This window comes from Aliarcobacter lanthieri (assembly GCF_013201625.1).
GTDB lineage: Bacteria > Campylobacterota > Campylobacteria > Campylobacterales > Arcobacteraceae > Aliarcobacter > Aliarcobacter lanthieri.
Map to the genome: position 1 here is coordinate 1729408 of NZ_CP053839.1, position 15261 is coordinate 1744668.

The 15261-nt window shown below is 23.7% G+C and carries 14 protein-coding genes and 1 pseudogene; 2 read left to right on the plus strand and 13 right to left on the minus strand.

Annotated features, from left to right (window positions below; all coding sequences use genetic code 11):
* Positions 1-60: 60 nt before the first annotated feature.
* The 8 genes from ALANTH_RS08745 to ALANTH_RS08780 form a co-directional block, all read right to left on the minus strand.
* On the minus strand, positions 61-759 hold the full coding sequence (locus tag ALANTH_RS08745) for a phosphatase PAP2 family protein (RefSeq protein WP_026808152.1): 699 nt from the start codon (positions 757-759) through the stop codon (positions 61-63).
* A complete protein-coding gene (locus tag ALANTH_RS08750) occupies positions 737-2347 on the minus strand; it encodes a phosphoethanolamine transferase (RefSeq protein WP_026808153.1) in 1611 nt (536 codons plus the stop codon). The genes ALANTH_RS08745 and ALANTH_RS08750 overlap by 23 nt, the downstream gene beginning before the upstream one ends.
* A 103-nt stretch (positions 2348-2450) precedes the next feature.
* Positions 2451-2807 (minus strand): diacylglycerol kinase, encoded by a 357-nt coding sequence (locus tag ALANTH_RS08755; RefSeq protein ID WP_026808154.1) that lies wholly within the window; start codon positions 2805-2807, stop codon positions 2451-2453.
* Entirely contained in the window at positions 2797-3744 is a 948-nt protein-coding gene (locus tag ALANTH_RS08760) for a glycosyltransferase family 9 protein (protein ID WP_026808155.1), read from the minus strand. The genes ALANTH_RS08755 and ALANTH_RS08760 overlap by 11 nt, the downstream gene beginning before the upstream one ends.
* Positions 3741-4814, minus strand: coding sequence for a hypothetical protein (locus ALANTH_RS08765; RefSeq protein WP_026808156.1), 1074 nt, complete (start codon positions 4812-4814; stop codon positions 3741-3743). Before ALANTH_RS08765 ends, ALANTH_RS08760 begins: the two co-directional genes overlap by 4 nt.
* A complete protein-coding gene (locus ALANTH_RS08770) occupies positions 4807-5727 on the minus strand; it encodes a glycosyltransferase family 9 protein (protein WP_026808157.1) in 921 nt (306 codons plus the stop codon). Before ALANTH_RS08770 ends, ALANTH_RS08765 begins: the two co-directional genes overlap by 8 nt.
* Positions 5724-6491, minus strand: coding sequence for a glycosyltransferase family 2 protein (locus tag ALANTH_RS08775; protein ID WP_051583691.1), 768 nt, complete (start codon positions 6489-6491; stop codon positions 5724-5726). The genes ALANTH_RS08770 and ALANTH_RS08775 overlap by 4 nt, the downstream gene beginning before the upstream one ends.
* Entirely contained in the window at positions 6481-7224 is a 744-nt protein-coding gene (locus tag ALANTH_RS08780) for a BUD32 family EKC/KEOPS complex subunit (protein ID WP_026808159.1), read from the minus strand. Before ALANTH_RS08780 ends, ALANTH_RS08775 begins: the two co-directional genes overlap by 11 nt.
* 113 nt (positions 7225-7337) lie before the next feature.
* On the opposite strand from ALANTH_RS08780, the gene ALANTH_RS08785 reads away from it, so the two are divergent.
* Both ALANTH_RS08785 and ALANTH_RS08790 read left to right on the plus strand, forming a co-directional pair.
* Positions 7338-8396 (plus strand): glycosyltransferase family 4 protein, encoded by a 1059-nt coding sequence (locus ALANTH_RS08785; protein ID WP_026808160.1) that lies wholly within the window; start codon positions 7338-7340, stop codon positions 8394-8396.
* A gap of 2 nt (positions 8397-8398) precedes the next feature.
* On the plus strand, positions 8399-9019 hold the full coding sequence (locus ALANTH_RS08790; RefSeq protein ID WP_051583692.1) for an acyltransferase: 621 nt from the start codon (positions 8399-8401) through the stop codon (positions 9017-9019).
* A 17-nt stretch (positions 9020-9036) separates the two neighbouring features.
* Here ALANTH_RS08790 and ALANTH_RS08795 read toward each other — a convergent pair whose 3' ends face one another.
* From ALANTH_RS08795 to ALANTH_RS08815, 5 genes and pseudogenes are all read right to left on the minus strand, one after another.
* Positions 9037-10215 carry a hypothetical protein gene (locus tag ALANTH_RS08795; RefSeq protein WP_026808162.1) on the minus strand — a complete coding sequence of 393 codons (1179 nt, stop codon included), beginning with the start codon at positions 10213-10215 and terminating at the stop codon, positions 9037-9039.
* A gap of 8 nt (positions 10216-10223) precedes the next feature.
* The gene (locus ALANTH_RS08800) at positions 10224-11687 is read right to left on the minus strand and encodes an MBOAT family O-acyltransferase (protein ID WP_029888387.1); all 1464 of its coding nucleotides are present in this window, start codon (positions 11685-11687) and stop codon (positions 10224-10226) included.
* A 35-nt stretch (positions 11688-11722) separates the two neighbouring features.
* On the minus strand, positions 11723-12853 hold the full coding sequence (locus ALANTH_RS08805) for a hypothetical protein (protein ID WP_172658513.1): 1131 nt from the start codon (positions 12851-12853) through the stop codon (positions 11723-11725).
* A gap of 10 nt (positions 12854-12863) precedes the next feature.
* Positions 12864-14323, minus strand: a pseudogene (locus ALANTH_RS08810) (MBOAT family O-acyltransferase).
* On the minus strand, positions 14324-15256 hold the full coding sequence (locus ALANTH_RS08815) for a glycosyltransferase family 2 protein (protein ID WP_051583694.1): 933 nt from the start codon (positions 15254-15256) through the stop codon (positions 14324-14326).
* Between the last annotated feature and the right edge of the window lie 5 nt (positions 15257-15261).

A 15261-nucleotide genomic window follows, 5' to 3' on the forward strand; every position in this document is an offset into this window, starting at 1 on the left:
TTAGTTGTAACCAACAAATATTAATATTACTAATCCTATTCTTATGAGAGGTTAGAAGATTTAATCTTCTAGCTTTTTTATTTTATTAACTATTTTTGTAACTATTAATATAATCAACCAAGCCCCAATCATGGTTACTAAAGTATGACTTAAAAAATGATGTCCAATTAACATTTTATAACCACCAGTTAAAACTCCAATAGTTATTCCAACTCCTAATGCAATATTTTTATTTCTTTTTATTTTAAATAAAAAATATAAAGCCATCAAAGAAAATCCAAGTACAGCATGACCAGCTGGATAACATTTTACTCTCTTTAATGGAGTATTATCTTCTGGATAGCTTCCAAAAAGTCTAACATTTGGATATTTCCCACCATATTCAATTATTTCATCAGGGCAAGGCATATTTGTAACACTTTTTAACCCAGCTAAAGATGGAACAAGAAGTAAAGATAAGCCAAAAATCAATATGTTTTTTCTATAACTATGTAAAATAGGAAATCTTTTGAAAAAAGATAAAATAAGAAATATTATAGTTAAAAGATAAAAAACTTTGAATAACTTTTTGAACCCATCATAAAAGATAAATTTTGCAACTTTATCCTCATATATTGATACTATCCACGAATTAGTTTCAAAATTATAAAACAAATCTTGCACAAACCTATCTATATTTGTAAAGTCAAAAAATAAAATTACAGCTACAAGTAAGATTGCTGTGATTACTATTTGTTTATTCAGGGTTTCTTGCGTCATCTAAAATATCCTTATCTTTTTTATAAACTTCCGTTTCAACTTCAAATAGACCTAAAAGAGTGTGAAATAGATTATCTTGTGAAAACTCTTTATCTTTATATGTTTTTAATTTTGCCTTATCATATTCATGCTCCATAGCACCTTCACCTATCCAAATTAGTGATGCAACATTTGTTTGCTCTTTTGGAGCTATTGCATAAGGCATTCCATGTAAATAAAGCCCATTTTCACCTAAACTTTCTCCATGGTCAGATACATAAACTAAGGCTGTTTCGTGGCTATTTTCATATTCTTTTAGAAAATTTATAATTTTTGATAAAAAGTAATCTGTATATAAAATTGTATTATCATAGGCATTACTTATCTCCTCTTTTGAACACTTCTCAAGCTGATTTGTTTGACATACAGGAGTGAATTTCTCAAACTCTTTTGGATATCTTTTATAGTAAGCTGGTCCATGACTTCCCATTTGATGAAGAACTATTAAAATATCTCTTCCTCTATTTTTTTCTATATAATCTTCAAGTCCAATAAGCATTCCTTCATCTCTACACTCACCATCTTCACAAATTGTATTTGCACTAGAAGTTTTATAATCTTCATAATCAACTCTTAAAGCTACACCTTTTGAATCAGAGTTATTATCTCTCCATAAAATAGATATATCTTTAGTATTTTTTAGAACATCTAAAATATTTTCAGTTGAAATACCTTTTTTGTAACTATAATCATCTTTTAGATAAACTGAAAACATACAAGGTACTGAGTGTGCTGTTGAAGTTCCACAAGAGTACATATTTGGAAAACTTATAACATCTTCTTGTTTTAAAAGTGGGTTTGTCTCTTTTTCGTAGCCATTTAATGAAAATCTATCAGCTCGTGCCGTTTCTCCAACAACTAAAATAATCAACTCTTTTGGCTCTTCTATTGGTTCAACTACTTTTGAATCTTTTCCAATTTCCTTTAAAGTTACAGGAACTGTATCAAAAGTTTTATTTATATAGTTTCCAATACTATATATCCAAAATATTGGATTTACATTGTATCTTAAAGGTTTATGCTCTCTAAATAAAGAGGTATAAAATTTAGAAAAACTAAAAACTATTGCCAAAATTATAACTAAAGATAAAACTATAATTTTTATCTTTGAAGCTAGTTCACTTTTAAAAGTTTTGTACTCAATTTTTATTTTATATATAAAATACGTTGGAAGAATTGCCAAAAATATTACATATAAAACAAGTTTAAAGCTAAACAAATCTTTTGACTCATTTAAGTTCGTCTGTAAAGAGTTTCTAATCATCTCAGTATCAATAACAACTCCATAACTATCCATAAAATACGCAGTAAACGCTGAAATGATAAATAAAGTTATCAAAATAAATTTTGTTATATATTTATAAGTAAAAAGTGAAAGAATAAAAGTCAATAATGCCACAAGCAAAACTGCAGTTGATAAAATATAAATTATATTTAATCCACTAAAACCATAAGTATTTACAATATTTTTGAAAAATGAATAATTGTAAAAAAGAGTAAAAGCAATAGAGCTAAACAGTATTAACATATAAGAAGATAAAGTTTTCAAAAAATACCTTTATATTAAAATTTTGAATTTATACATCAAAAAAGTTAATAAATAAACTATTATTTTGTAATCAATTTGTAATTAAAATATGCAGTAAGTAAACCTAAGTAAAAAGTAAAATAAAAATCCAACAAACACAATGTAAACTTATACTAAACATCACAGCAGTTGAGCCTATATCTTTGGCATTTTTAGCTAATGGATGAATCTCCTTTGTGCATAAATCCACAACATTTTCAATAGCAGAGTTTACTAATTCCACAATTAAAACTAAAATCCCACTAATAAGTAATATTAATTTATTTGTCAAACTTGTATCAATATATAAAATTCCTGCTATTATAAAAACTGCAAAAAAAAGTTCAAGTCTAAAAGAACTCTCTGTTTTTATAGCAGTTATTAAGCCATCAATAGCATATTTCCAGTTTTTGAATAAATTATATTTTGGTTTATTTTGCATTTTCTTCCAATTTAGTTAATTTTGTTAAAACATAATTTGCTGTTATTCCTTTCATACAATTATGATGTTTTAGTGGACAAATTCTTTTCATACAGGGAGCACAATCCAAATTTTTTGTAACAATTATTCCATTTGGATTATTCCATTGATTTGTTTCAGTAAATTTTGTAGGTCCAAATATAGCTACTGTTTTCACCTTATAAGCTGCAGCTATGTGCATAGGACCACTATCATTTGTAATAAATAAATCTAGTCCAGCTATTTTTTCTATAAGTTCTGGAATTGTTGTCTTTCCTGCTAAATTTTGATAATTTGAAATACCATTTTTTATAAGTTCATCTTCAATATCTTTTGCTATATCAGTTTCAGTTGGTCCTCCAAAAATTACAATATCATATTTAGAAGCAAGACATATAGCAACTTTAGCAAACTCTTCTGGATACCATCTTTTTGCACTTCCATAAGTTGCACCAGGATTTATTCCTAAAGTTGGTTTAGTGTAAGAAAAAGGCTTAAAATATAGTTTTAAATCCCCTACTTCATTATTTAGATTTAAAACTTTATCTACAAAATCATTGTATCTAATAGATAAATGCATCTCTTTTTTTGTAAATCTTCGATAGTTAAATTTTTTCTTTGCTTTGATAAAAAACATCATAAATTTAGAAGAAAAACTTCTTCTAAAAGATATTGCAATATCAACTTTTCCTATACTTTTTGCTAAAAATATAAGATTCTTATATCTATTCCCATTTTTTTTTGTATCATCAACAATAACTTTTTCTATATTTGGATAACCTTGAAAAGCTTGAGTAGATACATATGAGCCTAAAAGTATGATTTTTGATTCTGGATATGTTTTTATAATATTTTGTATAGCAGGAGTTGCCATGATAGCATCTCCTAACCAAGAAGGAATCTCTATAAATATTTTCATTTTTTCTCTTTCAATAACTCTTTAAAAGCATAAAATTGTGGATATTTTACAATTTTTCTATTTCTATTATCAACCAAACCATATCCAGGTGCTATCAATTGATGCCAATAAACTCTTTTTATCTTTTTAGTGTTTTTTATAATTTTAAAATAATCTACCATATATTTTGTATAGTCTTCATTTGAAACACACTCTTTTTCACTTGTTGGAGCATATGGAGCTGTATTTTTTATAGGCCAATTTGTTTCAGTTATATATATATCATCATTTAGAGTTTTTGGACTTAGTTTGACTAAAGAATAAAGCAAATCTATCTTATTTTTTAAATCAAATATTCCATACTGTTTATTCTTAGGGCTTCCTCTTCTATCTACATAAAGCAAAGCTGAAGTTACATCATATTTTATTTTTTTTAGATTAAACATAGCTCTAACATTATAATAGTATTCGAAATCTATAATAGATGGTCCTAAAAGTTTTATATTTGAAAACTTTTGCTCTTTTAAATTTTGTGCAATAAGATAAAAATCCATATATTCTTTTACACTAAAAAAGCCCCATTTTAATCTATTTATTGTAGTTCCTATTTGAAACTCATCTGAAATATTTTTAAATCTTATAAAAATTGCTTCTAAATTTTGTTTTAAAAATTTATGATTTTCAATATTTTCTCTATCTTGAATAATATTTATTAAAATATTTTTTTTACTTTTTTGATTAAAACTTTTGGCAAAATCTACATATAAATCAAGGTTTTTTATATCCCAAAGTGGGAGTCTAATGATTAAATTTTTAACCCCCAGTTCTTCAACTAAATCTTGCTGAATATTTTGTCCATCATCTTTATCTAAATTTACCCCAATTCCTATAAAATCTTGATTTGAAGTTTTAATTTTTCCTTTGAAAAACTTCATAAAAAATATAGAAAGAGGTAAAATAAAAATTGAAGAAAAAAAAAGCTTTATATAATCTTTTATATTCTTCTTTCTCATAGCTTTTTTATATGACTTATCTTTTATAACATATGGCTGATCTGAGAAATTATCCCAAATAAAAGGCTCTTTATTCACTGATAATCTCTTTTAATCTATTCTCAATATCTATGTAATCATCTATTGTATAATTTTTATCTAACATAAAATTATTTTGATTTATCTCTTCACTTATAGTTGCCCATCTTTTACTACTTGCAAATTTGATATTTCCAAAAAAAGATAATGTTTTAGAATTAGATGCTCCAGCAAGATGCATAGGTCCAGTTGAAGTACTTACAAACAAAGAACTACTTGCTATATATTTTGCAAAGTCATATAAAGTTACTTTTGATTCATAAATCAAAGCTTTAAAATCTACATTTGTTTCAATATATTCTTTTATTTTTTCATCATCAGGACCAAAACTAAAAACTATTTCATACTGGCTATCTTTAATACTTCTAGCTAAATTTATATAATCATCAATCTTTAAATTTCCATCTGTACTACCACCTGATCCTGCATGAAAAATAACTCTTTTTTCTTTTTTTTCTTTTATATTTAAAAGTGGTTGAGTAAACTCTAATTTTATATCAGGAAATATTTTTTTTGCTAAATCTAGATTATATTGCCATTCTGTTTTTTTAACTTTACTTCTTCTTTGTATTACTTTTTTATTGAAAAAAATCTGAGCCAATTTTGTTGCAGGTGCAACTCTTTTTTTTATACCACTTTTATATAAAAGTTTCCCTAAATTTGTATCAATATATGCACTAATACTTACATCAAAATTTTTAGATTTTATATCTTGTAAAGTTCTATCTAAATCATTTGTATTGTACAAAATAACATCATCTATAAAATCAATATCTTTTGCAAATTTATAATTTATCTTCGATACAAGTGCTGTTAGCTTAACATCTGGATATTGTTCTTTTATAGCTTTAAAAAGTGGTAAAGTTACTACAAAATCACCTATTTTATCATGTCTTGTTATAAGTAAATTCATTTTTTACTCTTTTTTTCTTCAAGATTTAATTCATAAAGTTTGATATACTTATAAAAATTTGTAACCATATGAGAAAAAGATATTATTAATCCAATATAGCCATCTCTAAAACCTTGTTTAAAAATATAAGTTTTAATAAAAGAATAAAGCCCATTAAAAAATGCTTTTGTAGGACTTGAAGATTTTTTTCCCACATTGTTTTGTGCAAAAAGTGTCGAATATCTATCTGCTTTTATAATAAATTCTGAAATTGAACTATAACTATAGTGATTTATATTACCACTCAATATGTTTTCATTTAATCCATCAGATAAGATATGTTCATGTACTTCATCTTCATCATTAAAAGATGTTACTTTTTTATTATAAACTCTCTTTACAGTTAAAGTCCAACCACAATATTTTACTCTTGTATTTTTATAGTAGCCATTTGAATTTAATCTATAAACAGTATTATTCTCTAGTTTTTGAGTTCTTAAACAATTTAAAAGATTATTATTTACAACTTCATCACTATCAATAATCATAACCCAATCATTCTTTGTATATGAAGCAGCCTTATTTTTTGTCCATCCAAATCCTTTAAATTCACCTTCTACTAAATTTACATTTAAAAAACTTTTTGCTATTTTTATTGTATTATCTATTGATCCATTATCATAAATAACGACATCACTAAAATCTTGTAAACTATTCAAAGTATTTTCTATAGTATTTTCATTATTTTTTGTTAATACTACAACACTAATGTTATCAATCAACAACGGCTATTCCTTTTAATCTTTTCTTAAAATTTTTAATTGCTTTATTTCTCTTTGAAAAATTTAGAGCTTTTAAAATTAATTTTTTATAACTTTGATTTGAAATTTTTGCATACTCATTGATAATTATTTCTAAATCTTCATCTTTAGCCCAAAGTTTTGAAAAATTTTTCATTCTTAAATTAGTATTTAAATATATGAATTTCATTCTATTTATATCAACTATCTTAAAAATAAATTCATTATCAACTATTTTTATTAAAATATTTCCTGGACTATAATCGAGATGATAAATACCAGCTTCATGCAAAAGATATGTAAATTTTGCAAAAGATTTAAGTATATCATCCTTTTGAGGAAAGTCTTTATCTAAAAGGGGCTCTCTAATAGTAAAATCATAATCAAACTTACAACTTACAAAATAACTATCTTTTAATAATAGACGATCATAAAACTGTATAAAACCAATTGGTATTGGTGTAAAATCTTTTATCTTTAACGCATGTTTATAAGATTTCTTTGCTTTTGAGTTTTTAAAAAATGTATATATAATTCTATTAAAATAATTTGGAACTTTAAAAGACTTTACAATAAAATCTTCATCTTTATATTTTATTACTTTTATTTCATTTCTAGCTTTATGAATTGTACTTTTATTCTCTTGAAAATAACTTTTTATATTTAATAAAAAATCTTGGAAATTTTTATAATGTTCATTGACTCTAAATTTAAACAATCATGTATCCCTTTTTATTGAATATTGTTTAGATTTTATCTAAAAAGTATTTAATTTAGATTTAACTCATAAAAAAGTAGAATGGTAAATCTATTTTAAAAAGAAAGAAATTTATGAAAAATATATTAGAAATTTGCCTTTCTCCAAATTTAGGTGGTCTTGAATTATATATGAAAAATATTACAAAATATCTTGATACTACTGCTGTTATTAATAAAAAATCAAAACTAAAAAATATTTTCGAAAAAGAAAAACTGAACTATTTTGTAATTTCAAGATATAACTTTTATAAACTTGCAAAAATTATAGATAAAGAAAATATTGATATAATTCATATTCACTGGACAAAAGACATTCCAATTGTTGTTTTTGCAAAACTTATTTCAAAAAGAAAACCTAAAATTATACAAACAAGACACATGCATATGACTAGATTTAAAAGTGATTTTTATCATAAGTTTTTATATAAGAATATTGACATGATAATTGCTGTAACTAATTTGGTAAAAGAACAACTTGAGAAATTTATACCAATAGAAATACAACCTAAAATAAAAACCATATATCTTGGGGTAGACAATCCAAAAATTTTATCAAATAATGAAAAAATAAATTTAAAACAATCTTTAGCCATTCAAAATGAATTTATAATATGTATAGTTGGAAGAATAGAAAAAGCTAAAGGACAACATATAGTTTTAGATGCTGTTGAAAAACTAAGAATTGATAATATAAATGCAAAAGCTTTAATAATAGGACACGCTATGGATAAACACTATTTTGACACATTAAAATATAAATATCCACATGATATATTTACAGATTTTGTAATTAATCCAACTGATTATATGCAAATATCTGATTGTGTAATTTTATCAACAGAAAATGAAACTTTTGGATTAGTATTAATTGAAGCTATGAAATGTCAAATTTGTGTATTAGGAAGTAATAATGGAGGTCCACGTGAAATTATAGATAATCAAGAGAATGGTATTTTATTTACAAGTATGGATAGTGAAGATTTATATAAAAATCTTAAAACAATTTTTTATAATACTAAATTAAAAAATAAGCTCGCAAGAAATGGAGAGCTAAAAGCTAATAAATATTTTGATAGTAAAATACAATTTGAAAAAATAAAAAGTATTTTATATGATTGTATTAAAGAATAAAAATGATAAATCTACTACATATTATTCAAATAAAAAACTACTTAAAAGTAAAAAAAAATAACTATATTAAAATTACTGGTAAGTTAAAATTATCTAAAATAAATATAAAAGGTATAGATAATTCAATAAATATTGATAACTCTAATATTAAAAGGTCTAAAATAGGTATATATGGTAACAATAATATTCTAGAAATTTATAGTAATTGTTTCATAAGAAATTTAAATATTATGATTATAGGTAATAATCTTAAAATTATTATTAAAAATAATTGTGAAATTGGTGGAGCAACTATTGTTTGTGCGGGTGATAACAATTCAATATTTATTGAAGAAAATTGTCTTTTTGCTGCAAATATAGAAATTAGAAATAATGATGGACACACAATTTTAGATCATCTTGGTAATATAATAAATAGTAGTAAAGACATTACTATTTCAAATAATGTTTGGATTTGTCAAAATGTAAAAATCTTAAAAGGTGTAAAAATTGGTCCAAACAGTGTAGTCGCTTTAGATACTTTAGTTACAAAAGGAGATTACCCTTCAAATATTATTTTAGCAGGAAATCCTGCTAAAATAATAAAACAAAATATATTTTGGAAAAAGGATTTACCAAAATAATATTTTTAAAATAATTTCTACTTTTCATTAAATATATTTCTGAAAATATCACTTTCTATAATTTTTTTACTAGCTTTATAACTCCAATGAGTATCATCTACAAAGTATATATCTTTTTCATTATTCTCTAATTCTTTTGTTAATATATACTTTGTATTTATAAATATATAATCCTTTTGTAAAGTTTCTAAATATTCAAAAAATATACTTTCTTTATAAATATTACTTATTATATAAGGTCTATATAGATTATATTTATCAACTGCAGGCATAAAGATTAATTTTATTCCTTTTTTTGACAATTCATATGCTAATAAATTAAAATTCTTATTTAATAACTCAATATTTTCTTTTGTTTCCAATTTTAAGTATTTTAAATCCTCATCATAAAATAATAATTCATTAGATATCTTAGTTGAAAATAAATCCTTATTTAATTTTTCTCTATAAACATGAGAGGACATTAAACCATAACCTTTAATTTTAAATCTTAAATTATATTGCAAAGCATTTATATTTAAATTATTGATAACACTTACATCATCATTATATGACTTTGTAAATAGATTATTTAATATATATTTCCAAGAAGTAGAATCATATCTATATTCATTATTTATTAATTTCTCATTTATTTTATTTTCTGAATATGTTTTTTTGTTATTTAAAATTAAAGTTGAAAATTCTTTTATATCTTCTAAACTACTATTTATATTCTCAACAGAAAATCTTTCCAATGCCCTTCTTTGAACTGATTCTATTAACACATACTTAACTCCCATTTTATCTAATTCACCAGAGTTTAACAAAGCATAAATATTTTCTATATAATTTTTACTATTTCTTAATATTTTTATATCTAAAACAGATTTATCGTATATACTTACTATATAATCTTGGTAATATGGATTTAGACCACCTGCTGCACCATCTGAAAAAGAATCTCCAATAGTTATAACGTCTACTTTTCCTCCAACATATTCATTATATTTAATATGCTTTTTTTCTAAATTATTTTCAGTTTTTCTACCAGTAATAAGATCAACAGAATAAGTCATTCTTGCTATATCCCCTATAATAGTAGAATCTCTTGGAAAAACTTTCCCTACATATAAATAATACATAAGAGGATGAAATGATATAATAACTAATACTAAAAAAATCCATATATAATATATTTTCTTAAATTTACTCATATTTTCACCTAAAAATTGAAATATAAAAATTCAGTATATTTTGACATATTTGATATCGTATAAAATGTTACTAAGACCATAATTATAGTATATAAATAAGGTCTTCTAAAAAATATCAATCTAAACTCCATACTATTTTTCAAGAATAGAGTAATAAGAAAACCAGCAATTATAAATACTGTTGTATTATTCTTACCTAATATGTTATCATATACCTCTCCAAACTTAAAATATATATTATTATATTCAGAAATAAATTTAAAATATTTTTCTGGTAAAACAATATTATTCAAGCTGAACATAGAACTTAATACTTTTATAGCATCATCCCAACTCTTAGCTCTAAAAAATACCCATGCTATATTTACAAAATTAAATGTTATAAACCATGCGATTATTGTATTCATCCTATATCCCAAACTTTGCCATACTCTATGTATTGCTAATGCAACTCCATGAAGTAATCCCCAAAAAATAAATGTCCATCCTGCTCCATGCCACAACCCACCTATTACAAAGGTTGCAATAAGATTTGAATATGTTCGAAAACTACCTTTTCTATTTCCACCAAGTGGAATATATATATAATCTCTTAAAAACCTAGAAAGTGTTATATGCCATCTTCTCCAAAAATCTTGAATACTTAATGCTTTATATGGTGAATTGAAATTTATAGGAAGCTTTATATTAAACAATAGTGCTAACCCTATTGCCATATCTGTATATCCACTAAAATCAAAATATAACTGAAAAGTATAGCTTAAAGATGTTGCCCAAGCTTCTATTAAGTTTAATGTAGTTGCTGAATCAAATCCTGCATTAGCCCAAATAGAAAAAGTATCAGCAATTACTACTTTTTTAAATAACCCAATCGAAAATATAAATAATCCTAATGCTATATTCTTATAATTCTTTACAAAATTATATTTACTCGCAAATTGTGGCATCATCTCTTTATGATGAACAATAGGTCCTGCAATTAATTGTGGGAAAAATGTAATAAATAAAGAGTAGTTTATAAAATCATTTTCTTTAGTATATCCTTTATAACTATCTACAAGAAATGCTATTTGTTGAAATGTTACAAAAGATAAAGCTAATGGTAAAGCTAAATGAAGTAGATTTATACTACTTCCACTTATTACATTAAAATTATCAATAAAAAAATCTGCATATTTAAAATAACCTAGCAAACTTAAATTTACTAAAATACCAAAAATTAATACTGATTTCTTTGAAAAAGATTTATTAAATTCTTTAGTTGATAATATATTCCCTATAACATAATTAAATAATACGCTACTCAATATTATTGGTAAATATAATATATTCCACCAAGAATAAAAAAATAAACTTGAAAATACTAAAAATGCTTTCGCTCCTACAACTAACCTTTTATGCATTAGATAAAAATATATTATAAATACTAATGGTAAAAATGCAAATATAAATTCATAACTATTAAATAGCATCTACTCTCCTAATCTTACTAACTTTTGATTTATTTCTATTCATCAAAAACTTCTTTAATATATTTTTTTATATCAATAAATTTAATCCTATCATCTCTTAGTTTTTCTATATGAGTATCTATATTACTACTAGTTATGATAACTCCAAAATCTTTATAATTTGATTTATCTATTAATCTATCTAAAACTATATTACCTAAATTTTTTTTATAATGACTTCCTTCCCAATGATATTTCATCTTAACTTTAGAATCCGTAGGTACTTCTTCTGCTGTAAGTTTATGATATACTGAAAAATCCATAACTCTAAATGGTTTTTTATGATGTTTATTAGCAATACTTTCTACATTTAAGATAATATCTTTTTTCCATTGTAGTAAGGTTTCATAGTTCTTATAATAAGCAAATGCTTCCCATTGTCTAATATGAGATGGTCCAAAAACAATATCGAGATTTATATTATTTTTATAACATTCATCTAAAATTTTATTAAAATCACTGAAACTATTAATATTTGTATTTTTATATAAATTATGATTTGAAGATATTATTTTATAATAAACTCTTTCTTCATTTTTCATTAATGAAAGATGTCCACCTTGACTGTCGACATAAGAACTCATATGTGAATCATTAAGTAACCCATTTTTAAAATACATATTTTTTATATTTTGATTCATAATAGTATAAAAGCTATCTTCTAATGTTTTATAATTCAATAAAAACTTATACTTATTGTATCCATCAAAATATGATTCAAAATCAGGTATTTTTTTCATAACATCATTAAACATCCTCCAATCAGCTACAAATAATATATTTTTTACACCAATTTTAATGGCTTCTTCTACATAATATTTGGCTTCATAAATAGATAATCCTGCATTAGAAAAATTATATGATGGCTTAATAAAATATTCATGTTCTGGGTCAATTGACATATCTGCTCTTGAAGTACCTATAACAATAGAAATTGGCTTTTGTTTTCTAATTTCTAATAACTTCACTAATCTCATTTGAGAAGCCTGCTTTGGCTTACTTTCAAAAAAATTCATATTATATATACCATAAGGATCCACAATATAATTAAATGAACATACACAAATAACAATAGCAAATATCAAATTTACTATAATTTTTACCCATAATTTACTATTAATATTCATTTAAAGTACCTTAAAAATTAAAATATAGGAATTCAGAAATTTTATTTAATTGGAAAATAGAGTACAACATAAATCCAAAACATATACATAAATTAAAATAATTTGCTTTAAAAGTATCTCTCTTCTCCATACTATTTTTCAAGAATAGAGTAATAAGAAAACCAGCAATTATAAATACTGTTGTATTATTCTTACCTAATATGTTATCATATACCTCTCCAAACTTAAAATATATATTATTATATTCAGAAATAAATTTAAAATATTTTTCTGGTAAAACAATATTATTCAAGCTGAACATAGAACTTAATACTTTTATAGCATCATCCCAACTCTTAGCTCTAAAAAATACCCATGCTATATTTACAAAATTAAATGTTATAAACCATGCGATTATTGTATTCATCCTATATCCCAAACTTTGCCATACTCTATGTATTGCTAATGCAACTCCATGAAGTAATCCCCAAAAATAAATGTCCATCCTGCTCCATGCCACAACCCACCTATTACAAAGGTTGCAATAAGATTTGAATATGTTCGAAAACTACCTTTTCTATTTCCACCAAGTGGAATATATATATAATCTCTTAAAAACCTAGAAAGTGTTATATGCCATCTTCTCCAAAAATCTTGAATACTTAATGCTTTATATGGTGAATTGAAATTTATAGGAAGCTTTATATTAAACAATAGTGCTAACCCTATTGCCATATCTGTATATCCACTAAAATCAAAATATAACTGAAAAGTATAGCTTAAAGATGTTGCCCAAGCTTCTATTAAGTTTAATGTAGTTGCTGAATCAAATCCTGCATTAGCCCAAATAGAAAAAGTATCAGCAATTACTACTTTTTTAAATAACCCAATCGAAAATATAAATAATCCTAATGCTATATTCTTATAATTCTTTACAAAATTATATTTACTCGCAAATTGTGGCATCATCTCTTTATGATGAACAATAGGTCCTGCAATTAATTGTGGGAAAAATGTAATAAATAAAGAGTAGTTTATAAAATCATTTTCTTTAGTATATCCTTTATAACTATCTACAAGAAATGCTATTTGTTGAAATGTTACAAAAGATAAAGCTAATGGTAAAGCTAAATGAAGTAGATTTATACTACTTCCACTTATTACATTAAAATTATCAATAAAAAAATCTGCATATTTAAAATAACCTAGCAAACTTAAATTTACTAAAATACCAAAAATTAATACTGATTTCTTTGAAAAAGATTTATTAAATTCTTTAGTTGATAATATATTCCCTATAACATAATTAAATAATACGCTACTCAATATTATTGGTAAATATAATATATTCCACCAAGAATAAAAAAATAAACTTGAAAATACTAAAAATGCTTTCGCTCCTACAACTAACCTTTTATGCATTAGATAAAAATATATTATAAATACTAATGGTAAAAATGCAAATATAAATTCATAACTATTAAATAGCATCTACTCTCCTAATCTTACTAACTTTTGATTATATCTAAGACTAAATTTGTTTGAAAAACCATTAATCATAAATAAAAATATTTTTAATCCATTTCTTTTTTTAAATACTCTAAAAAATAATTTAAAAAACAATATTGTTTTTATTATATATTGTCCTAGTAAATTATGATGCTTCTCTATCAAGTGATAATATGAAATATAAAATTCTCTTTCAATTTCAAAGTTTTTATTTGTACTACCTCCAGATTTATGAATAAGTTTGGCTTCCGGAATAAAATAAATTTTTTTACCATAATCCCAAATTCTTTTACAAATATCTTCTTCCTCACAATATAGAAAGAAGACCGTATCAAATCCACCTATATTACAAAAATCTTTTGCTCTAAAAAACATACATGAACCACTTATGACTTCTACTTGAGAATTATAATTTAATTTTATTTTGTTGCTTGGAAATTTATATTTATATAGTTTTCTTTGAATACTATTTCCTAAAAGTTGTTTTAGAATATGAGGAAATTGCTTATAAGAAGAAGAAAAATCACCATTTTCATCTAAAATTTTTGCTGTACATAACGCTACATTATCATTAAAATCTAAAAAATCTTTCAAAATTTTTGCAGTATTATTTAGTAAAATACAATCATTATTTATAAAAAAATAGTATTTGGCTCTAGAATAATTTACTCCAATCATATTACCACTAGAAAAACCACTATTTACACAATTCCTAATTAATAAAATATCTTTATGATTAGTAACAAATTCTTTCAAAGTCAAAAAATCATCTTTTTGAGAAGCATTATCCACTACAATTATTTCATAAGATATGTTTAAACTATTTTCTTTAATACTATTTATTAAATTTATAGTATGTCTAGAAGAATTATAGTTTATTGTAATAAATGAGATATCAATATTATTCTTATTCAATGTTA